The organism is Rhodococcus aerolatus (assembly GCF_054783215.1).
Window position 1 is genome coordinate 49,840 of the sequence record NZ_BAAGQZ010000002.1, and the last position, 20,336, is coordinate 70,175.

18 protein-coding genes are annotated in these 20,336 nt (G+C 75.9%); 10 read left to right on the top strand and 8 right to left on the bottom strand.

Features of this window, described 5'->3' with window-relative positions; all coding sequences use genetic code 11:
* The first annotated feature begins 1 nt into the window (after position 1).
* Complete coding sequence (locus ACYVOF_RS01285) at positions 2-769, top strand: crotonase/enoyl-CoA hydratase family protein (protein ID WP_460863559.1); 768 nt, start codon at positions 2-4, stop codon at positions 767-769.
* 15 nt (positions 770-784) lie between these two features.
* On the opposite strand, the gene ACYVOF_RS01290 is transcribed toward ACYVOF_RS01285, so the two are convergent.
* A complete protein-coding gene (locus ACYVOF_RS01290) occupies positions 785-2,242 on the bottom strand; it encodes a cytochrome P450 (protein ID WP_460863660.1) in 1,458 nt (485 codons plus the stop codon).
* Positions 2,243-2,338: 96 nt separating this feature from the next.
* Between ACYVOF_RS01290 and ACYVOF_RS01295 the strand changes: the two genes are divergently transcribed.
* Entirely contained in the window at positions 2,339-2,941 is a 603-nt protein-coding gene (locus ACYVOF_RS01295; RefSeq protein ID WP_460863560.1) for a TetR/AcrR family transcriptional regulator, read from the top strand.
* Between the two features lie 4 nt (positions 2,942-2,945).
* Here ACYVOF_RS01295 and ACYVOF_RS01300 read toward each other — a convergent pair whose 3' ends face one another.
* Positions 2,946-3,755: an IclR family transcriptional regulator gene (locus ACYVOF_RS01300; RefSeq protein WP_460863562.1), complete on the bottom strand. Its 810-nt coding sequence runs from the start codon at positions 3,753-3,755 to the stop codon at positions 2,946-2,948.
* 170 nt (positions 3,756-3,925) lie between these two features.
* Between ACYVOF_RS01300 and ACYVOF_RS01305 the strand changes: the two genes are divergently transcribed.
* Genes ACYVOF_RS01305 through ACYVOF_RS01315 form a run of 3 tightly spaced genes read left to right on the top strand, consistent with a single transcriptional unit; the run spans position 3,926 to position 7,685 of the window.
* The gene (locus ACYVOF_RS01305) at positions 3,926-5,041 is read left to right on the top strand and encodes a mandelate racemase/muconate lactonizing enzyme family protein (RefSeq protein ID WP_460863564.1); all 1,116 of its coding nucleotides are present in this window, start codon (positions 3,926-3,928) and stop codon (positions 5,039-5,041) included.
* Entirely contained in the window at positions 5,038-6,543 is a 1,506-nt protein-coding gene (locus tag ACYVOF_RS01310) for an aldehyde dehydrogenase family protein (protein ID WP_460863566.1), read from the top strand. Before ACYVOF_RS01305 ends, ACYVOF_RS01310 begins: the two co-directional genes overlap by 4 nt.
* Positions 6,540-7,685 carry an iron-containing alcohol dehydrogenase family protein gene (locus ACYVOF_RS01315; protein WP_460863568.1) on the top strand — a complete coding sequence of 382 codons (1,146 nt, stop codon included), beginning with the start codon at positions 6,540-6,542 and terminating at the stop codon, positions 7,683-7,685. The genes ACYVOF_RS01310 and ACYVOF_RS01315 overlap by 4 nt, the downstream gene beginning before the upstream one ends.
* A 6-nt stretch (positions 7,686-7,691) precedes the next feature.
* On the opposite strand, the gene ACYVOF_RS01320 is transcribed toward ACYVOF_RS01315, so the two are convergent.
* Positions 7,692-7,895, bottom strand: a complete 204-nt coding sequence (locus tag ACYVOF_RS01320) for a hypothetical protein (RefSeq protein ID WP_460863570.1) — start codon at positions 7,893-7,895, stop codon at positions 7,692-7,694.
* On the bottom strand, positions 7,892-8,278 hold the full coding sequence (locus ACYVOF_RS01325) for a hypothetical protein (RefSeq protein ID WP_460863571.1): 387 nt from the start codon (positions 8,276-8,278) through the stop codon (positions 7,892-7,894). The genes ACYVOF_RS01320 and ACYVOF_RS01325 overlap by 4 nt, the downstream gene beginning before the upstream one ends.
* A 121-nt stretch (positions 8,279-8,399) precedes the next feature.
* Between ACYVOF_RS01325 and ACYVOF_RS01330 the strand changes: the two genes are divergently transcribed.
* From ACYVOF_RS01330 to nicT, 3 genes are all read left to right on the top strand, one after another.
* Positions 8,400-9,374: a helix-turn-helix domain-containing protein gene (locus ACYVOF_RS01330; protein ID WP_460863573.1), complete on the top strand. Its 975-nt coding sequence runs from the start codon at positions 8,400-8,402 to the stop codon at positions 9,372-9,374.
* A gap of 497 nt (positions 9,375-9,871) precedes the next feature.
* On the top strand, positions 9,872-10,390 hold the full coding sequence (locus ACYVOF_RS01335) for an LppU/SCO3897 family protein (RefSeq protein ID WP_460863575.1): 519 nt from the start codon (positions 9,872-9,874) through the stop codon (positions 10,388-10,390).
* Between the two features lie 124 nt (positions 10,391-10,514).
* The gene (gene nicT, locus ACYVOF_RS01340) at positions 10,515-11,642 is read left to right on the top strand and encodes a Nickel transporter NicT (RefSeq protein ID WP_460863576.1); all 1,128 of its coding nucleotides are present in this window, start codon (positions 10,515-10,517) and stop codon (positions 11,640-11,642) included.
* 145 nt (positions 11,643-11,787) lie between these two features.
* Here the strand turns inward: nicT and ACYVOF_RS01345 are convergent, their stop codons facing one another.
* Both ACYVOF_RS01345 and ACYVOF_RS01350 read right to left on the bottom strand, forming a co-directional pair.
* The gene (locus tag ACYVOF_RS01345) at positions 11,788-12,510 is read right to left on the bottom strand and encodes an SWIM zinc finger family protein (RefSeq protein ID WP_460863578.1); all 723 of its coding nucleotides are present in this window, start codon (positions 12,508-12,510) and stop codon (positions 11,788-11,790) included.
* On the bottom strand, positions 12,503-15,478 hold the full coding sequence (locus ACYVOF_RS01350; protein ID WP_460863663.1) for a DEAD/DEAH box helicase: 2,976 nt from the start codon (positions 15,476-15,478) through the stop codon (positions 12,503-12,505). The genes ACYVOF_RS01345 and ACYVOF_RS01350 overlap by 8 nt, the downstream gene beginning before the upstream one ends.
* A 70-nt stretch (positions 15,479-15,548) precedes the next feature.
* Between ACYVOF_RS01350 and ACYVOF_RS01355 the strand changes: the two genes are divergently transcribed.
* Together ACYVOF_RS01355 and ACYVOF_RS01360 are read left to right on the top strand one after the other, a co-directional pair.
* Positions 15,549-16,493, top strand: coding sequence for a quinone oxidoreductase family protein (locus tag ACYVOF_RS01355; protein ID WP_460863580.1), 945 nt, complete (start codon positions 15,549-15,551; stop codon positions 16,491-16,493).
* 41 nt (positions 16,494-16,534) lie between these two features.
* Complete coding sequence (locus ACYVOF_RS01360) at positions 16,535-17,761, top strand: cation:proton antiporter (protein WP_460863582.1); 1,227 nt, start codon at positions 16,535-16,537, stop codon at positions 17,759-17,761.
* Here ACYVOF_RS01360 and ACYVOF_RS01365 read toward each other — a convergent pair.
* Both ACYVOF_RS01365 and ACYVOF_RS01370 read right to left on the bottom strand, forming a co-directional pair.
* Complete coding sequence (locus ACYVOF_RS01365; protein WP_460863584.1) at positions 17,758-19,707, bottom strand: DEAD/DEAH box helicase; 1,950 nt, start codon at positions 19,705-19,707, stop codon at positions 17,758-17,760. The two genes, ACYVOF_RS01360 and ACYVOF_RS01365, sit on opposite strands and share 4 nt — an antisense overlap.
* A 32-nt stretch (positions 19,708-19,739) precedes the next feature.
* Positions 19,740-20,255 (bottom strand): GtrA family protein, encoded by a 516-nt coding sequence (locus ACYVOF_RS01370; protein WP_460863586.1) that lies wholly within the window; start codon positions 20,253-20,255, stop codon positions 19,740-19,742.
* Between the last annotated feature and the right edge of the window lie 81 nt (positions 20,256-20,336).

Consider the following 20,336-nt stretch of genomic DNA (forward strand, 5'->3'; position numbering starts at 1 on the left):
GGTGACCGTCCACGTGGAGCGCCGCGGGCCGGTGACGGTCGTGACGATCGACCGTCCCGAGGTGCGCAACGCGGTCGACACCCCGCACGCCGAGGCGCTGCACGACGCGTTCCTGGCCTTCGACGCCGACGCGGGCGCACACGTCGCGGTGCTGACCGGGGCAGGCGGGACCTTCTGCGCCGGGGCCGATCTCGGCGCAGTGGCCGAGGGCCGGATGACGGCGCGGGCACCGCAGGAGCCCGGGCCTGCGCCCATGGGTCCCACCCGGCTCGCGCTGGGCAAGCCCGTCGTCGCCGCGGTCGAGGGGCACGCCGTGGCCGGCGGGCTCGAGCTGGCGCTGTGGTGCGACCTGCGGGTGGCCGACCCGGACGCCGTGTTCGGCGTGTTCTGCCGCCGCTGGGGCGTGCCGCTGATCGACGGCGGCACGGTGCGGCTGCCGCGGCTCGTCGGGCAGTCCCACGCGCTCGACCTGGTGCTCACCGGCCGGGCGGTCGGCGCGGACGAGGCGCACCGGATGGGGTTGGCGAACCGGGTCAGCGCCCCGGGGCAGGCCTTGGCCGAGGCGGTGGCGCTGGCCGAGCAGCTCGCCGCGCTGCCCCAGACGTGCCTGCGCGAGGACCGGGCGTCGGTGCTCGAGCAGGGCGCGCTGGACGTCGCGGGCGCGATCGAGAACGAGTGGGAGCACGGGCAGCGCTCGCTCGCCGCCGACACCCTGGCCGGGGCCGCGTCGTTCGTCGGCGGACGGGGCCGCCACGGGGCCGCACGGTAGGCCCGCTCGCTGCGTTCAGCGGGCTGGATGCACCCCAGCGGGCTCCGCAGCGACGTCGAGCCCGCGCGATGCGGTGGCAGTGGTGGCGGCGGGGCGGGAGCGTCGGGTCAGGGTGAGCCGGAAGCCCTCCGGCTTGAGGGTCAGCAGCTCCTGCACCCGCAGCGTGTAGCCCGGCTCGGGCGTCAGGTCGTAGCGGTGCAGGATCGTCGCCAGCACCAGCACCGACTCGTGCAGCGCGAACTGCCGTCCGATGCACGCCCGCTCCCCGGTGCCGAACGGCTTGTAGACGTGCGCGGGCCGGGCCTTCACCGCGGCGGGCAGGAACCGGTCGGGGTCGAACGTCTCCGGGTCGGGGCCCCACGACGGGTCGCGGTGCAGCAGCGGGATCAGCACGCTGGCCCAGTCCCCGCGCTCGAAGTGCAGCTCCCCGACGTCGGTGGCCTCCTTGGCCTGCCGGAAGAACGCCGGGGCGGTGGGCCATAGCCGCAGCGCCTCGTCGAGCACCCGGCGCACCAGCCGCAGCTTGGCCACCTGCGCGAACCCCGGCGTGCACTCCCCGGGCCACGTCGCGTCCACCTCGGCCTGCGCCGCGCGGAGCACCTCGGGGTGGCGGGCCAGGTAGTAGAGCGCGAAGGACAGCCCGCCCGAGGTGGTCTCGTGCCCCGCGACGAGGAACGTGATGACCTGGTTGCGCACGTTGACCGGGTCGAGCAGCTCGCCGGTGCGCGGGTCGGGGGAGTTCAGCATCCGGCCCAGCAGGTCGTCGGTGTGGGTGGCCCCGTCGCGGCGCCGCGCGTCGACCACCTCGTCGACGACGCCGTTCATCAGCGCGATGTCGGCCCGGTTGCGGGCCTCGGCGCGGCGGGCGAGCCAGCGGGCGCCGGGCAGCTGGTGCGACGTGCGCTGGGCGTGGCCGAGGGTGCGCACCATGGCGGCGACGAAGGGGTGCGGGTCCTCCCGGTGGAACGACCCGAAGTCGTAGCCGAACCCGGTGCGGCCGATGGTCTCCAGCGTCAGCCGGGTGGTGTCGGCGGTGACGTCGACCGGGCGGCCCGCGGCCTCGGCGGCGTCCCACCGGTCGGTCAGCTCGCGGGCCGCGTCGACCATCGTCGCGTGGTAGCGCTGCATGGCGGGCTTGGTGAAGGCGGGGGCCAGCACCTCGTGCGCGGCGCGCCACGCCGGCTCGCGGGTGTGGGCGGTGAACAGGCCGTCGCCGACGACGGGGCGCAGACCGCGCAGCCCGAGGGCGACGACCTTGCCGAAGCGTCGCTCGTCGCACAGCTCGGCCACGAGGTCGGCGCGGCAGACGAAGACGATCTCCTGGCCGATGATGCGGCGGACGAAGACGGGGCCGAGCCGGGAGCCCCAGTACATCGAGCCCTGCACGGGGGTCGAGGCGCGGGCGCCGAGGACGTCGCCCAGCAGCGGCAGCCGGTGCGGCGGGTGGGGCAGGGTGCTGGTGTCCACCGGCAGGCTCCTCGTTGAACGCGCGTCCACTAGTAGGGACGATCGTGCTGCCCTGCTGAACGCGTGTCAAGCACGGTGGTGGGGCCGTACGCTCGGCGGGCCATGACCCGCACCGGACGCACCCGCCTGACCCCCGAGGCCCGGCGTGCCCAGCTGCTGACCCTGGGCGCCGAGCTGTTCAGCCGTACCCCGTTCAGCCAGGTGCGCATCGAGGAGATCGCCGAGCGCGCCGGGGTCTCGCGCGGGCTGCTCTACCGGTACTTCCCCACCAAGCGGGACTTCGTCGTCGCCATGATCGCCGCCGAGGCCGACGCGCTGCGCGAGCTGCTCGTCGTCGACCCCACGCTGCCCGTGGCCGAGCAGCTGCGCAGCGGCCTGGACGGCTACCTCGACTACGTGGAGGGCCACGCCGACGGCTACCGCGCGGTCTACGGGGCCTCGCTGGCCGCCGACCTCGACGTCCGCCGCATCGTCGCCGCGAACAACCGGCTGCACGAGGACACCATCCTGGGCAGCCTGCGCGCGGCCGGGATGCTGCCTGACGGGGAGAGCGAGGTGGTCCGCGTCGCCGTGCGCGGGTGGCTGGCGTTCGTCGTCACCGTCAGCCTCGACTGGCTGGAGCGCCGCACCCTGACCCGCGACGAGGTCCGCGAGCTCTGCGCCCGCAGCCTGCTCGCCGCGGTGGAGTCCCTGCTGCCGGCGTAGGACCTCACGGGGCTGCCCGGCCCGCGCCCAGGGCGGCGGAGAGCCGGGCCGCGACCCGTGCGGTGAAGGCGCCCGCCACGTCGAGGTGCTCACCGAGGCGCGGCTTCGGCGCGGCGACGTTGAGCGCGGCCACCACGCGGCCCCGGAAGTCGCGCACCGGGGCGGAGACACCGACCAGGCCGGGCTCGAACTCCTCGTCCACCGCGGCGAACCCGCGGGCGCGCACTGCGGTGACCTGCTCGGTGAGCCGGGCCAGGGTCACCGGCCGCGCCCCGGGGCGGGCGGGCAGCACCGACGGACCCGCGACGACGGGGGTGGGAGCGGGGTGGCGCTCCCACCACGCGGCGAGCTCGGTCCCGCCCAGGTCGGCGAGCAGGGCGTGCCCCGCGGAGGTGGCCCGGGCGTCGACGCTGGTGCCCTCCCAGCCGCGGCCGCGGAAGGCGTGCGCGGGCAGCTCGCTGCGCACCGTGAGCACCGCGCCCGAGCGCAGCACGCACAGGTGGGTGGTCTCGTGCAGGCCGTCGACGACCTCGCGCAGGAACGGGGCCGCCACCCGCTCGAGCTGGGTCTCCACCGACCGCGAGGCGATCGCCCACAGCCGCGAGCCGACGCGGTAGGTGAGCGTGTCGGGGTCGCGGTCGACGAGCCCGGCCTCGGCCAGCGCCGCGAGCGCCCGGGAGACCTGGGCCTTGTCGCGGCCGGCGCGCTCCGCCACGGCGGTCACCCCCAGGCCGTCGGGCGGGGCGTCGGCGAGCACGTCGAGCAGGTCGGCGTCGCGCCGCAGCCCCGAGCCGTAGCTCCGTCCGCTCGGCACCGCACCCCTCCCCTCGTCACCACGTCCCGCGGGCGCGATGCACCCCCGGCGGGCCCACGACGGCATCGAGCCGGCGGGATGCGGTTGATCCTCGTGCAACCAGCGTTGCACACCCGGGTCGTCGCTGTCAGCGTGGACGCGGTCACCGATCCCCTGCGTCTGGACCACCCGTGAAGATCACCGACATCCGGCTGCTGCGCCTGCGCGTGCCGCTGGAGGACCCGCCCTTCCTCGCGGCGTGGGACCCCGTGCCCCGCCGCCACGCCGACGCCACCGTGGTCCTCGTCGAGACCGACGAGGGGGTGACGGGCATCGGCTCCGGCGACACCATGGCCGGCTTCGAGGCGCACGCCCACCTCTTCGTCGGCGAGGACCCGCTGGCGATCGGCCGCCACGTCCGCACGCTGGAGTCGATCCACACCCACGGCGGCCGGTACTGGCCGCTGGAGGTGGCCTTGTGGGACCTGCTCGGCAAGGTCGCGGGGCTGCCCGTCGCCACCCTGCTCGGCGGGGCGGCCGACCGGGTCCCGGCCTACGCCTCGACCGGCGAGTTCAAGGGGCCGCAGGAACGGGCGGAGTCCGCGATAGTCCTGCGCGAGCAGGGGTTCCGCGCGCTCAAGCTGCGCGTCGACCCGCACCGGGCCGCGGAGGGGCTCGCCGTCGTCACCGCCACCCGCGACGCGGTCGGGGACACCATGGAGATCATGGTCGACCTCAACTCGTCGTGGCGGATGGCCGGCGACCTGCGCGAAGCCCCCGACTACCCCGCGGTCCGCCGCCTGGTCACCGCGCTGGCCGAGCTGGACGTGTGCTGGGTCGAGGAGCCGCTGCCCTACGCCGACGCGGACGGCTTCCGCCGGCTCCGCGCCGAGACCGGGGTCCGCGTCGCCGCCGGGGAGATGCAGGACTCGCTGACCGAGGTGGGCCGCTGGCTCGACGACGACGTGCTCGACGTCTACCAGATGGACGTCGTCCTGGCCCTGGGCATGTCGCGGGCCCGCACGGTCGCCGAGCGGGCCCTGCTGGCCGGTCGCCGCTTCACCCCGCACAGCTGGACCAACGGCATCGGGGTGCTGGCCAACCTGGCCGTCTGCGCCGGCGTCGGCGGCGGGCCCTACTTCGAGTACCCCCACGACCCACCCGGGTGGACCCCGGAGCGGAGGGACGCCATGCTCACCAGGCCCCTCGGGATCGACGGCGACGGGTGCGTGCGCGTGCCCGACGCCCCCGGTCTCGGCATCGAGCTCGACGACGACGCGGTCGCGGCGATGGCGGTGGACGCGTGACCGCCACGCTGGCGCCCACCGACTGGCACGCCCGGGCCGCGTCGCACACGCTGCGGCGCAGCCTGTTCGTCGACGGGGCCTTCGTCCCCGCGGCCGACGGGGCCACCTTCGCCAGCACGTCGCCGATCGACGGCCGGCACGTGGCCGACGTCGCCGCGGGGGACACCGTCGACGTCGACCGCGCCGTCGCCGCCGCCACCCGGGCCTTCCCCGCCTGGGCCGCGGTCGACCCGGCCGTCCGCAAGGCCCTGCTGCTGCGCTTCGCCGACGAGGTCGACCTGCGCGCCGACGACGTCGCGCTGGCCGAGACCCTCGACACCGGCAAGCCGGTCGCCGAGGCGCTGCGGGTGGACGCGGCCGCGGTGTCGGCGACCCTGCGCTGGTACGCCGAGGCCGTCGACAAGACCTACGACGAGGTCGCCCCCACCCCGGCGGGCCGGCTCGGCCTCGTCACCCGCGAGCCCCTCGGCGTCGTCGGCGCAGTGGTGCCGTGGAACTACCCGTCGATGATCGCGGCCTGGAAGATCGCACCCGCGCTGGCCGCGGGGAACACGGTGGTGCTCAAGCCCGCCGAGCAGTCCCCGCTCTCCGCCCTGGTCCTCGCCGAGGCCGCGGCCGCGGCCGGGATCCCCGACGGCGTGCTCAACGTCGTCACCGGGCACGGGGAGACCGCGGGGCGCGCCCTGGGCCTGCACCCCGGCGTCGCCAAGATCGCCTTCACCGGCTCGGTGGCGGTGTCCCGGCTGTTCCAGCGCTACGCCGGGGAGTCCAACGGCAAGCAGGTCGCCGTCGAGTCCGGCGGCAAGTCCCCCCAGCTCGTCCTCGCCGACGCGGTCGGCGGTGACACCGACCTGGACGCGGTGGCCTCGGCCGTGGCGTGGGGGATCTTCTACAACGCCGGGCAGACCTGCAACGCCGGCTCCCGGCTCGTCGTGCACGCCTCGCTGGCCGACGAGCTCGTCGACCGGGTGTGCGCGCTGACCCGCGAGACGTTCGTCCCCGGCGACCCGCTCGACCCGACGACCGTCCTCGGCGCGCTCGTCGACGAGACCCAGCTCGCCGCGGTGGACGGGTACGTGCAGCGAGCCGCCGGCCGGGTGGTGCTCGGCGGGCGGCGCGCGGACCCCGTCGCGGGCGGCAGCTACTACGAGCCCACGGTCGTCACCGGCGTGCACCCGGACGCCGAGCTCGCCCAGGAGGAGGTCTTCGGCCCCGTCCTGGCCGTGAGCACGTTCGACGACGAGGACGAGGGGGTGCGGATCGCCAACCACAGCCGCTTCGGCCTCGCCGCCTCGGTGTGGACGCAGCGCCTGGGCACCGCCCACCGCGTGGCGGCCCGGCTGCGGGCGGGGGTGGTGTGGGTCAACACCTTCGACGAGTCGAGCATCGTCACCCCGTTCGGCGGGTTCGGCGACACCGGGGCGGGCCGGGACAAGTCGCTGCACGCGCTCGACGCCTACTCCGCCCGCAAGACCACCTGGATCCGCTGGGGCGCACCGTGACCGCCCCGGCGGTGCCGCGCACAGCCCTGGCCGACGCCCGGTGGGACGAGCCCGCCACCGGCCGGGTCGTCGCCGGTCCGGGCACCCTGGCCCGGCTCGACGAGCTCGTCGGCGACGCCCACCGGGTCCTGCTCCTCAGCGACCCCGGGGTGCGCGCCGCGGGCATCGTCGACCGCGTCGAGGCCCTGCTCGCCACCCGGGTCGTCACCACCCACGACCGGGTGCCCGCCAACCCCAGCACCGCGGCGCTGGACGTCGCCGCCGCGGACGCCCGGGAGGCGCGGGTGGAGCTGGTCGTCGCCGTCGGGGGCGGGTCGGTGCTCGACGCGGCCAAGGCCGTGGCGCTGCTGGTCACCCGGGCCGGCTCGGCGGAGGAGCTGGCCCGGGGGACGGCGGGCCCGCCCGGGCTGCCCGTCGTCGCGGTGCCGACCACGGCAGGCACCGGCGCGGAGACCAACGGGTTCGGGGTGTGCGAGGACGCGGCGCACCGCAAGGTCTACCTCGGCGACGTGAGCACCGTGCCCGTCGCCGTGGTGCTCGACCCGGAGCTGACGCTGGGCCTGCCGCCCGGGGCCACCGCCGCCACCGGGTTCGACGCCGTCGTCCACGGGGTGGAGTCGCTGCTGTCCCGGGGCGCCACCCCGGTGTCGCGGTCGTTCGCGCGGGAGTCGTTGCGGCTCACCGTGCCCGCGCTGCGCGCCGCGGTCGCCGACGGGTCCGACCTGGACGCCCGCGCCGCGATGCTGCTGGGTGCCAACCTGGCCGGGCGCGCGCTGACCCTGAGCGGGCTCGGGCTGGTGCACGGGCTGGGGCACTCGCTCACCGCGCTGACGGGCACGCCGCACGGGGTGGCGCTGGCCGCCGTGGCCGGGCCGGCGCTGCGGCTCGGGGTGGGTGCGGACCCCACTGCCGGCGCGGACGCCGCGGCCGCGCTCGGCGCCGTCACCCCGCACCACGCCGTCGACCTCGTCGTCGCACTGGCGGCGGACGTCGGGCTGCCCCCCGGGGTGCGGGCCCGCGGCCTCGACGGGGCGGGGGTCGACCAGCTCGTCGCCCGCACCCTGGCCGACCCGGTGACCCGCAACGCCCCCCGGGTGCCCGACGCCGCGGAGCTCACCGCCCTGGTCCACGCGCTCGGCTAGGCACCGTCACGTCCAGCGGGTCGGCGTGGCGCGCTCGTGCAGCTCCACCAGCCGTCGCCAGCCCCGCCGGGCCTCGCGGCCCACGTCCAGGGCCCGCACCGTCCGCAGCGGGGGCCGGTCCGGCGCGGGCGTCGCGGCGCGACCGACGGCGACCAGGACGCCGAGCGTGCCGAGCACGACGAGCAGCAGGGACAGCACGCCCGCGCTCACCAGCCCGCCACGGCGGTGCGCAGCCCGCGCCGCGTGCGGCGGGTCCGGTTGGGACGGCACGCCGCCGGGGTGGTGGCTCGCAGCGTGGCCGCCAGGAACCGGACCCGGCCCGGGTCCACCGTGCCGGGGGCCGCCCGCCCGGCGAGGCGGTGCAGCCGCGCCCACCGCCGCTGCAGCACCACGAGCGGGTCGGCGTGGGCCGGTCCCAGCCCGGCGCCGAGCGCGGTCTCCAGCTCGACGACCGCCGCGGCCAGCGCCCACCGGGCCGCCGGCGCGTCGGGCAGGGAGGCGGTCTCCTCGGCCAGCGCGGCCAGCGCCGCGCGCGCGTCGGGTGCGACCCCCGTCCGCGCCGGGTCGGTGCCCCGAGATGTCAGCTGCGCCATGGTGTCCTCCTTCGCGACGGGCCCGCGGTCCGGGGCCCCGCCGACCACGGTCGTCCCCGTCCGTCCCCCGCACGAGTGGCACTTCTGACCCGTGTCGACAACTTCCTGCCATGATGGTGCGGTGCTGCGCAACGTGGTCGCCCTGGTCTACGACGGCGTCGGGTCCTTCGGGCTCGGGGTGGTCTCCGAGGTGTTCGGCTTCGACCGGTCCGCCGACGGGCTGCCGTCGTACGACTTCGCCGTCGTCGGCGCCGAGCCCGGCCCGGTGCGGACCGACACGGGCCTGACGATCCTCGTCGAGCACGGCCTCGAGCGGCTCGCCGCGGCCGACCTGGTCTGCGTGCTCGGCTGGGAGGACCCCGACGTCCGGCCGCCGGAGGTGGTCCTGCAGGCGTTGCGCGACACCGTCGCCCGCGGCGGGCGGGTGATGAGCCACTGCACCGGGGTGTACGTGGTGGCCGCGTCCGGCCTGGTCGACGGGCGCACCGTCGCCACCCACTGGCACTCGGCGGAGGACCTGGAGCGTCGGTACCCGGCCGTCACCGTCGACCCCGACGTGCTCTACGTCGACGACGACCCGATCTTCTCCAGCGCGGGCACCGCGGCCGGCATCGACGCCTGCCTGCACATCCTGCGCCGCGAGCACGGGGCCGCCGTGGCCAGCGCGGTGGCCCGGCGCATGGTCGTCCCGCCGCACCGCGAGGGCGGGCAGTCCCAGTTCGCCACCCACTCCGTGCCCGAGCTCGACGAGGCGTCCGGCCTGCACGCGGTGCTGGCGTGGGCGCAGGAGCACCTCGAGGTCGACCTCAGCGTCGACCAGCTCGCCGCCCGCGCCCTGATGTCGCCGCGCAGCTTCGCCCGCCACTTCCGCGCCACCACGGGGTCCACCCCGCACGCCTGGCTGCTCGGCCAGCGGGTGGCCGGCGCGCAGCTGCTGCTGGAGACGACCGACCTGGCCGTCGACGAGGTGGCGCGTCGCTCCGGCCTGGGCGCGGCGACGACGCTGCGCCACCACTTCACCCGCCGGGTGGGGACGACGCCGCAGGCGTACCGCCGCTCGTTCCGCGGCCCCGCCGCCGAGGCCGCCGCGGTCTGAGCCCCGGCCCGGGGTGCTCACCAGGACCTCGGCGCACCGGTCCCCGGCCCGGACGACCCCGGTGTCCTCGTGATCACGGGCAGCGGCGGCGCGGTCGGGTGGTGGTCGGGCGAGTCCCGGCGAATCGACCCCGGGAGCGCGACCCGGGCAATACAGTCCCGGCACCGCACCTGCGACGAGGGGGACGAACCGCCGTGAGCACACCGCCACCGGGCCAGGGCCAGCCACCAGGGGGGCAGGGCCCGTACGGCCCCCCGCCGGGACAGTCCGGGCAGCCCGGTCAGCCGGGGCAGTACGGCCCCCCGCCGGGACAGCCGGGGCAGTACGGCCCGCCGCCCGGTCAGTCGGGGCAGTACGGGCCGCCGCCAGGCCAGGGTGGCTACGGCCCGCCACCGGGTGGGGGTCAGCCCGGGCAGTACCCACCGGGCCCGGGGGGACCGGGTGCACCGGGACCGGGTGGACCCGGTCCCGGGGGTCCCGCGCCCAAGGGCCGCTCGGTGGGCAAGCGCATCGCGGTGACGCTGCTGGTGGTCCTGGTCGTCATCGGCGTGCGGGTCGGCTACACCCAGCTGCGCAACAACGACGCGGTCGCACCCGAGGCGAGCAAGGGTGAGTGCCTGCACGTCATCTCGGCCAGCGCGACCGACACCGAGACCGAGAAGGTGGACTGCAGCGACCCGACGGGCCTCTACGAGGTCGCCAGCACCTCGGACGGCACCGCGACGTGCCCCACCGAGGACTACCTGACCTACACGAAGACCGCGGGGTCGGCGAAGTCGACGCTGTGCCTCGTCGCCAACCTGGCCGAGGGCACCTGCTACGGCGGGCTGACGGGCCTGTACTCGGTCGCCGTCGAGGCCGACTGCTCGTCGCCGGACGCCGACGCGAAGGTGGGGCTGCGGGCCGACGGCCAGAACGACCCGTCGCTGTGCGACCAGTTTGGCCCCGTCCTGGGTGCGGCCATCGCCTACCCGGACCCGGCACGGACGTACTGCCTGGTCGCCCCGGACGCCTGACCTGGTGCCCGCCGCGCTGCGGGTGCCACGTCGTTGCAACTGTCTTGCACCAAGCATCGGTGCGCTCTAGCGTCAGCCCCGCCGGGACCGCTGTCCCGGCGGGGCACGACGAGAGCAGGCACCGATGACGACGACCGTCGAGCGCCCCACCCGGGTCGCCCGGGTGAGGGCCTCGCTGACCCGGGCCGAGTGGACCTCGGTGCTGGGGATGGCGGGCTTCGTCCTGCTGCTGCACGTGGTCGGCTGGGGCGTCCTGGCCGGGATCGTCGCCCCCGCCAGCTACGACGTCGGCAACGGGCAGGTCTTCGGCGTCGGCCTGGGCCTGACCGCCTACGTGCTCGGCATGCGGCACGCGTTCGACGCCGACCACATCGCCGCCATCGACAACACCACCCGCAAGCTCATGGCGGAGGAGAAGCGGCCGCTCTCGGTCGGGTTCTGGTTCTCCCTCGGCCACTCCTCGATCGTCTTCGGCCTGGTGGTGCTGCTGTCCCTGGGCGTGCGCGCCCTGGCCGGCCAGCTCGAGGACGACTCGTCCACGCTGCAGCAGACGACCGGGCTGATCGGGACCAGCGTCTCCGGGGTGTTCCTCGTCCTCATCGGGCTGCTCAACCTCGTGGTGCTCGTCGGCATCGTCAAGGTGTTCCGGAACATGCGCCGCGGCGAGTTCGACGAGGCGGCCCTGGAGCACCAGCTCGACAACCGCGGCGCGATGAACCGCATCCTCGGCCGCGTCACCCGCGCCGTGCGCAAGCCCGGCCACATGTACCCCGTCGGCCTGCTGTTCGGCCTGGGCTTCGACACCGCCACCGAGGTGGGCCTGCTCGTGCTCGCCGGGGGTGCGGCCGCGTTCGCCCTGCCCTGGTACGCGGTGCTGACCCTGCCGGTCCTCTTCGCCGCGGGCATGAGCCTGCTCGACACGATCGACGGCTGCTTCATGAACTTCGCCTACGGCTGGGCGTTCTCCAAGCCGGTGCGCAAGGTGTTCTACAACATGACGATCACCGCGCTGTCGGTCGCCGTCGCGCTCATCATCGGGGTCATCGAGCTGGTGTCGATCCTCACCGAGAAGCTGGGCATCGATTCCGGGCCGCTGGCCGTGGTCGGGTCGCTCGACCTGAACAACGTGGGCTACGCGATCGTCGGGCTGTTCGTGGTGACGTGGCTCGTGGCCGTCGGCGTGTGGAAGTACGGCCGCGTCGAGCAGCGCTGGACCGCCGGCCTCGCCACCGGGGCCCCCGAGCACTCCTGACCCGTCGCCCCGACACCGGATAGTGCGCCCGGCGCGGCCCGGGCGGCCGCCCGACACCGGATAGTGCGCCCGGTGCGGCCCGGGCGGCCGTTCGACACCGGAAAGTGCGCCCGGCGCGGCAGGGGGCGCTGGGGCAGGCCGGGGCTCAGCCGAGGCGGCGGTAGCAGTCCTGCAGGTAGGCGACCGCGGCGCTGACGGGCGCGCCGACGGGCCCGGACGGCAGGCCGTTCATCAGCGCCTGACGCAGCACCCCCGGGTCGAGCTCGTCGAGCACGGGCCGGAACCGCACCTCGGTCGGCCGCAGCGCGGCGCGGGGGGAGAAGAAGTCGTCGACCAGGTCGGCCAGGTCGGACTCCGTCTCCTCACCGGCAGCCACCCCGACGAGGGAGTCGACGTCCTGCCCGCGCAGCCGCAGCAGGGTGGCGGGGGCCGCGTCCACGCGGTCGACGAGGGTGAGCAGGACGGCGGCGGCGTGCTTGCACGGGGAGGCGAAGTCCGGGCAGGTGCAGGTGACGTCGAGCTCGCTGCGGTGGGTGGGGAAGAGCCCGAACCGGTCGTCGACCAGCTCGTCGGGCATCACCCCGGAGAGCAGGGTCGCCCCGAGGGCCGGGTCCGCCGCGACGGCCTCGCGCAGCGCGTCGGCGTCGGGCGGGCGCAGCGGGGTGAACGACACCGTGGCCGAGTACGGCCGCGGCTCGCTGCCCGCGACCGTGCCCACCACCCGCGGGCCCGAGAGGTCGAGCCCCAGCACCTTGCCGCTGCGCGCGTAGGAACGCCCCCGCGCCAGCCGACCCTCGTCGACCAGCCCGCCGACCCGGTCGGCCAGCAGGCGCCCCCACCACGTCCGGCCCCCAGCGCGCTCAGCCACCGACGGCCTCCGACCCCAGGGTGAGCAGGGTGCGCAGCTCGTCGGTGCCCAGCTCGGTCAGCCAGCCCTCGCCGTCGCCCACGGCCAGGTCGGCCAGCTCGGACTTGCCCGCGACGAGGGCGTCGATGCGCTCCTCGACCGTGCCCACGCACACCAGCTTGCGCACCTGCACGTCGCGGCGCTGCCCGATGCGGAACGCCCGGTCGGTGGCCTGGTCCTCCACCGCCGGGTTCCACCACCGGTCGAGGTGCACCACGTGGTTGGCCGCGGTGAGGTTCAGCCCGGTGCCGCCGGCCTTGAGGGAGAGCAGCAGCAGCGGCGCCCCGGCCCCGGTCTGGAAGTCCGCCACCATCGCGTCGCGCCCGGCCTTGCTCACCCCGCCGTGCAGGAACGGGACCTCGACGCCGAACCGCTCCGCCAGCCACGGCCCCACCAGGTCGCCGAACTGCGTGAACTGGGTGAACAGCAGGGCGCGCTCGTCGTCGCCGAGGACGGCCTCGACCACGTCCTCGACCAGCGCGAGCTTGCCGGAGCGGTGCGCGCCGCGGCGGAGCACGCCCGAGCCGTCGGCCAGGAAGTGCGCCGGGTGGTTGCAGATCTGCTTGAGACGGGTCAGCGTCTGCAGCACCAGGGCCTTGCGCTGGATGCCCTGGGACTCGGCGATGGTCCGCAGCATCTCGTCCACCGTGGCCTGGTAGAGCGAGGCCTGCTCGGGGGTCAGGTTGGCCCGCACCACCATCTCGAACTTGCTGGGCAGGTCCGGGACGATGGCCGGGTCGGTCTTGAGCCGGCGCAGCACGAACGGCTGGGTGACGGTCCGCAGGCGGGACAGGGCGCGCTCGTCGCGGTCCCGCTCGATGGGCACCGCGAACCGCGCCCGGAAGCCCTGCGCCGACCCGAGCATCCCGGGGTTGGCGAAGTCGAGCAGGCTGCGCATCTCCTCGAGCCGGTTCTCCACCGGGGTGCCGGTCAGGGCGAGGCGGTGCTCGGCGGGCAGCGCCCGCACGGCCCGGGCCTGCGCGGTGGTCGCGTTCTTCACGTGCTGCGCCTCGTCGAGTGCCACCCGCCGCCACCGGGTGCCGGCCAGCAGCGCCTTGTCCCGGCTGACCAGGGCGTAGGTGGTGAGCACCAGGTCGTGCTGCGCCGCCGCGGCGGTGAACGCCTCCCCGCGCAGCCGGCCCGGGCCGTGGTGGACGAGCACCCGCAGGTGCGGGGCGAACCGGGCGGCCTCGCGCTGCCAGTTGCCGACGACGGACATCGGGCACACCAGCAGCGTCGGGGCCGGGCCGCGCGGCAGCTCGTGGCACAGCAGGGCCAGCAGCTGCACCGTCTTGCCCAGGCCCATGTCGTCGGCCAGGACGACGCCGAGGCCGAGGTCGGACATGAACGCGAGCCAGTCGACGCCGCGCTGCTGGTACGGCCGCAGCGTGGCGTCGAGCCCGGCGGGGGCGCCGACGGTCTGCACCCGGGTGTCGCCGTCGGTGCCCAGCAGCCGCCCCAGCCAGCCTCGTGCCTCGACCTCGGCGACGGGCACCGGGGGCGGGTCGGCCCCGGTCAGGGTGCCCAGCAGTGCCCCCATGCTGGGCGCGGGCCCGTCCCCGGCCGCGTGGGCGGCGACGTAGCGGGCGGCCTTGGCCAGCACCCCGGCGTCGACCCGCACCCAGTCCCCGCGCAGCCGCACCAGCGGGGCCTTGGCCGCGACGAGCTCGCGCATCGCCGCCGGGCTCAGCGTCTCCCCGCCCAGGGTCAGCTGCCAGGAGTAGTCGACGAGCGCGTCCATGCCGAGCTGCCCCGGGGTCACCGCGGGCACGTCCGGGGTGTCCACCTGCAGCCGCAGCGCCGGGTCGGCCCGCGCCCAGGCCCGGGGCAGCAGCACGGTGAACCCGGCCTCGCGCAGCGCCAGCGCCCCGTGCTCGACGAGGTCGACCGCGTCGGCGGTGGAGAGCACCACGACGTGGTCGCGGGTGTTCGGGGTGAGCCCGCGCAGCCGCGGCCAGGCCGTCATCGCCTCGCCCAGGGCGGTCAGGGCGAGGCGGGCGTGCTCCGGGGACTCCGGCAGCGTCCGCAGCGGCACGGGCGCGGCGTCCTCGGTCCGCAGGCAGGTCTCCAGCAGCCAGCGGGGTTCGACGGCCCCGCCGTCGACGGGCTCGTCGGTGAGGTCGTCGAGGTCGGACTCGCTGGGCTCGAGCAGCCGGAACAGCACCTCGGGCCCGTCGTCGGCGCCGCTGGAGCGCCACTGGGTGAGCGCCGCGGCCAGCACCGGCAGCCCGCGGGCCCCGGCGTCGACGGGCTCGCCGGAGTCCAGCGCCCGCGTCCACGGGTGCGGGCCGGGGTCGGCCCGGGCCGGGCTCAGCGCGAGCGTCGAGGAGACCAGCGCGTCGGTCAGCTCGGTGACCAGGTCGTCGAGCACCGCGTTGGCGGCCAGCGGGGTGCCGTCGCGCAGCTCGGCGCGCAGCACCGGGGGCCAGGCCTGCAGCGCGCGCCGCCGCCAGCCGCGGGTGCCGCCGTCGTCGACGAGGGTCCAGCCGGCCCACCACTCGTCGTCGACCTCCCGCAGGGTCGGCACCACCCGGCCCGACCACACCCACCGGGCCAGCCCGGCCACCAGCTCGCCGAGGAAGCGCAGGTCGGCCCCGAGCCGCCACGGGTCGAGGGCGTGGTCGTGCTCGCCGGCCACGTCGAGCAGCAGGTCGACCGCGTCGGGCGGGGCCAGCGCGGACGCCGCGACCCGGTGGGAGCCCAGCACCGCCTCCCGGGTGTCCCCGGGCAGCAGCGGGCGGCCGCCGCGGGTGGGCAGGGCCAGCTCGACGCGGCGGCGCAGCGCCCCGGGGGCCAGCGCCTCGCGCAGCGCGCCCGACCACGCCCCGGGCGGGCCGGGCAGCAGGCCGGGGTCCTCGACGACGGTGCCGTCGTCGGCCTGGTTCCACAGCAGCAGGCCCGTCCCCGGGGACCAGAGCCCGTGCGCCACCACCACGCGACCAGCCTGGCACGGCACCCCGACGGGACTACCCGGCCCCGGCCGCGGCGTTGTCCCTGCCATGACGCGCATCGTGCAGGCAGACCGCGAGGGCGGCCCCGAGGTCCTCTCCGTGGTGGAGGTCGACACCCCCGTGCCGGGAGCGGGCGAGGTCCTCGTCGACGTCCGCGCCGCCGGGGTCAACCCCGTCGACCACAAGCTCTACGGCGGGGCCATGGGCCCGGGCGGGCAGTACCCGCAGCGGGTCGGCATGGAGCTGGCCGGGGTGGTGGCGGCCGTGGGGGAGGGCGCCCAGGGCCCGGACCGCGCCTGGGAGGTCGGGGACGAGGTCATCGGGTTCCGCGTCACCGGGGCGGCCGCCGAGCAGGTCGTCGTCCCCGCCGCCGACCTGGTGCCCAAGCCGGCCCAGATGTCCTTCGAGGCCGCGGGCGGGCTGATGCTCACCGGCACCACCGCGGTCCACGCGCTCACCGCCGTCGACGTCCAGGTGGGGGACACGGTGCTGGTGCACGGTGCCGCCGGGGGCGTCGGGCTCATGGTCGTGCAGCTGGCCAAGGCGCTGGGCGCCAACGTCATCGGCACCGCCAGCATCGGCAACCACGGCGTGCTGCAGGGCTACGGCGTGGTCCCCGTCGAGTACGGCGACGGCCTGGCCGACGCGGTCCGCGAGGTCGCCGCCGACGGGGTGGACGCCGCCATCGACTGCATCGGCACCGACGAGGCGGTCGACGTCTCGCTCGACCTCGTCGAGGACCGCTCCCGCATCGCCACCATCGCCGCCTTCGGACGGGCGCAGGACGACGGCATCAAGGCCCTCGGCGGCGGCCCCGGCGCCGACCCGGGCACCGAGCTGCGCGACAAGGCCCGCCTCGAGCTCGTCGACTACGTCGAGGAGGGGCAGCTGGAGGTCACCGTCGAGGCGACCTACCCGCTGGCCGAGGCCCGGGCCGCGCACGAGGCCGTGATGGCCGGCCACACCCACGGCAAGGTCGTGCTCGTCCCCTGACCTGGTCGGCGCCACCCGGCGGGCACGCCTAGCCTCGCCGGGTGGCGCTGCTGGTGACGTTCGGGATCGCGCTGCTCGTCGCCGTCCTGCTCTCCGAGCTCTCCGAGCGCAGCCCGCTCTCCACGTCGTTCGTCTTCCTCGTGGCCGGCCTCGTCGCCGGGCCGCTGGTGATCGGGGCGGACCGGCTCGACCTGTCCACCACCCGCCAGGTGGCCGGGGCGACGCTGTTCGTCGTGCTGTTCGCCGACGGGCAGCGGGCCCCGCTGGGGGTGCTGCGGCGGCGCTGGCGCGAGCCCACCCGGGCGCTGCTCGTCGGGATGCCGCTGACGTTCCTGCTCGTCGGCGCGCTCGCCCACTACGTCGTGGGGCTGGACTGGGTGCCCGCCCTGCTGCTCGGCGCGGTGCTCGCCCCCACCGACCCGGTGTTCGCCGCCGCCCTGGTCGGCCGGGACGACGTGCCGCGACGGCTGCGCAGCCTGCTCAACATCGAGAGCGGGCTCAACGACGGGCTGGCCCTGCCGGTGGTGCTGCTGCTCGTCGGCACCCTCGGCGGCCGGCCGCCCGGGGAGTCCACCGAGCTGGGCACGCTGCTCGGCGAGGTCGCCCTGGGCGTCGGGCTCGGGGTCGCGTTCCCGCTCGTCGGGGCGGCGCTGCTGCGGCTGCCGCTGGTCGGCGTCGAGGCCCGGCTCGCCCCGCTCGGGCCCATCGCCGTGGGCGCCCTGCTCTACGCCACCTGCCTGGCCACGGGGGCCAACCCGTTCCTGGCCGCGTTCGTCGGCGGCATCACCCTGGCCACGGTGAGCCCCCGGGCCTCGGAGCTGTTCGCCGGCACCGGGGAGCTGCTCGGGGAGCTGGCCAAGAACTTCGCGCTGCTCGCGTTCGGCACCCTGGTCACCGTCACGGTGGTCGCCGACGTCGGGGTGCTGGGCTGGGTGTTCGCCGCGTTGGCCCTGCTGCTGGGCCGGCCGCTGCCGGTGCTGCTCTCCCTCGTCGGGAGCCGGCTCGAGCGCCCGCAGCGCTGCGCCGCGGCGTGGTTCGGGCCCAAGGGGTTCGCCAGCGTCGTCTACGGCCTCATCGTGCTGGAGTCCGACCTGGAGCAGTCCGAGCAGCTGTTCGCGCTCATCGTGGCCACCGTGGTGGTCTCGATCGCGCTGCACTCCACCACCGACGTCCCCGTGGCGCAGGTGCTGGGCACCTACCCCGACGACGACCACCCGGACGACCCCGCCCTCGACGAGCAGGGCGAGGACGACCGGGCGAGCCGTTAGCGGGGGCCCTGCCCGCGGTAGGGCTTCTTCTCGCGCGGGGTGATCGGGCCGTCGGAGCCGTCGTCGCGGGTCAGGCCGATGAGCTTGCCCGAGATGCGGGTGCCGCGGAGCGCCTCGAACGTCGAGTCCGAGAGGTCCGCGGGCAGCTCGACCAGCGAGTGGTCGGCGCGGATGTCGATGTGGCCGAAGTCGCCGCGGCCCAGGCCGCCCTCGTTGGCGATGGCCCCGACGATGGCGCCCGGCTGCACCTTGTGCCGCTTGCCGACGTTGATCCGGTACGTCGCGTACGGCCCGCCGCGGCCCTTGCTGATCGACCCCTTGCCGCCGGACCCCTTGCCGGAGTCCGTGCGCGGCGCGCGGTCCCGCGCCGGGCGCTCGTCGCGCTCCCGGACCTTGCGCGGTGGCTCCGGCTTGAGCAGGAACGACTGGCCGGCCTGGCTGAGCACGCCCAGGGCGGCGGCCACGTCGAGCATCGGCACCTCGTGCTCGCGCACGTAGTCCTCGACGAGGCGGCGGAACAGCGGCAGCTCCTCGGAGTCGAGGTGCCGGGTGATCTGCTCGGCCAGCTTGGCCACCCGCGTCTGGTTGACGTCGTCGACCGTGGGGAGCTGCATCTCCTCGATCGGCTGGCGGGTGGCGCGCTCGATGGAGGCCAGCAGGTGGCGCTCGCGGGGGGTGACGAACAGCAGTGCGTCACCCTCGCGGCCCCCGCGGCCGGTGCGGCCGATGCGGTGGACGTAGGACTCGGTGTCGTGCGGGATGTCGAAGTTGACGACGTGGCTGATGCGCTCGACGTCGAGGCCGCGGGCGGCGACGTCGGTGGCCACGAGCACGTCCAGCGCGCCGGACTTGAGCTGGCCGATGGTGCGCTCGCGCTGCGCCTGGGCCAGGTCACCGTTGATGGCGGCCGCGGAGTAGCCGCGGGCGCGCAGCCGCTCGGCGAGGTCCTCGGTGGCCGACTTCGTCCGCACGAAGATGATCATCGCGTCGAAGTCCTCGACCTCGAAGATGCGGGTCAGCGCGTCGAGCTTCTGCTGGTGCGGGATGCGCAGGAAGCGCTGCCGGGTGCTGGTGCGGGTGACCGTCTTGGTCTTCACGGTGATCTCGGCGGCGTCGGTGAGGTACTTGCCCGCGATGCGCCGGATCTGCGACGGCATGGTGGCGGAGAACAGCGCCACCTGCTTGTCGGCCGGGGTGTCGGCGAGGATCGTCTCGACGTCCTCCTGGAACCCCATGCGCAGCATCTCGTCGGCCTCGTCGAGGACCAGGAAGCGCAGCTCGGTGAGGTCGAGGGTGCCCTTCTGCAGGTGGTCGATGACCCGGCCCGGGGTGCCGACGACGATGTGGGCGCCGCGGCGCAGCCCGGAGATCTGCTGGCCGTAGGCCTGGCCGCCGTAGATCGGCAGCACGTTCACCCGGGGCAGGTGCTTGGCGTAGCGGCCGAACGCCTCGGACACCTGCAGGGCCAGCTCGCGGGTGGGGGCGAGGACGAGGGCCTGCGGCCGGTGCTGGGTGGGGTCGATGCGGCTGAGGATCGGCACGGCGAACGCGGCCGTCTTGCCGGTGCCGGTCTGGGCCAGGCCGACGACGTGGCGGCCGGCCAGCAGCGGCGGGATCGTCGCGGCCTGGATGGGCGACGGGCTCTCGTAGCCCACGTCGCGCAGGCCCTGCAGCACGCGGTCGTCGATGTCGAGGTCGGCGAAGGTGGGGCCGCCGTCGTCGTCGGTGGGGGAGATGGCGGTGTGCTCGGCGGGAGCCTGCTGCTCGGCGGGGGCGGCAGCCGGTGGCTCGGGCTGGTGCTCGGCCGGGACGGGGGCGTCGGCGGCGGCCTGGTCGGGGACGGGGACCGGCAGCTCGGCGGCGGGGGTCTCGGTCGCGGCGGGGGCTGCCTCGTCGAGGGCGACCTCGGTGGCAGTGGTGGGGGACGGCGTGTCGGGCATGCTCATGGTTGCCCCTAGGGTATCGGGCCCGGCGCCCGTCACCTACCGCGCGCGAAGACGACCCCGCGCAGGGCCGCGAACTTGGCCAGCCCCACCGCTCCGGTGGCACCCAGCACCACCGTGATGCGCAGCAGCGTGGACGGGTCGGTGACCACCGCGCCGAGCGCGGTGGTGGCCAGGGCGCTGACCGCGATCGCCACCAGCGCGAGCCCACCGCTCTCGAGCTGGCCGGCGAGGAAGCCGACGGTGGCGGCGGCGTGGAAGGTGAGCCGGCGGTGCAGCTCGTTGGCCACGACGGTGCTCGCGGTGGCGGCGGCGACGGTCGCGCCCAGCGCCGAGGTGGTCTCGAGGGCGACGAAGACCAGCGCGTAGAGCAGCGAGGTGACGGCGCCGACCAGGGTGTAGCGGGCCAGCTGCGCGGCGGGTGTGGCGTCGAGCAGCAGGGCGCGGCCCAGCCGCACCCCGGCCCGGGCGCGCCCGGCCAGCTCGCCGCCCGCGCGGGTCAGCGCGGCGGGGTCGAGGCTCCCCGGCAGCGGGGCAGCGGTCGTGGTCACAGCAGTACGTTCGCGCGCCGGGCTGGGGCGGTTCTGGCTGCGGGCTGTGAGGTGGCTGTCGGGGCGGGGCCGTGGTGCGCT

What these genes read in the sequence shown, in the direction of transcription:
- ACYVOF_RS01295 (WP_460863560.1), top strand. Translation starts at nt 2,339, where the DNA reads ATGACCCGCACCGGACGCACCCGCCTGACCCCCGAGGCCCGGCGTGCC.
- ACYVOF_RS01325 (WP_460863571.1), bottom strand. Translation starts at nt 8,278, where the DNA reads ATGGCGCAGCTGACATCTCGGGGCACCGACCCGGCGCGGACGGGGGTC.
- nicT (WP_460863576.1), top strand. Translation starts at nt 10,515, where the DNA reads ATGACGACGACCGTCGAGCGCCCCACCCGGGTCGCCCGGGTGAGGGCC.
- ACYVOF_RS01355 (WP_460863580.1), top strand. Translation starts at nt 15,549, where the DNA reads ATGACGCGCATCGTGCAGGCAGACCGCGAGGGCGGCCCCGAGGTCCTC.
- ACYVOF_RS01365 (WP_460863584.1), bottom strand. Translation starts at nt 19,707, where the DNA reads ATGAGCATGCCCGACACGCCGTCCCCCACCACTGCCACCGAGGTCGCC.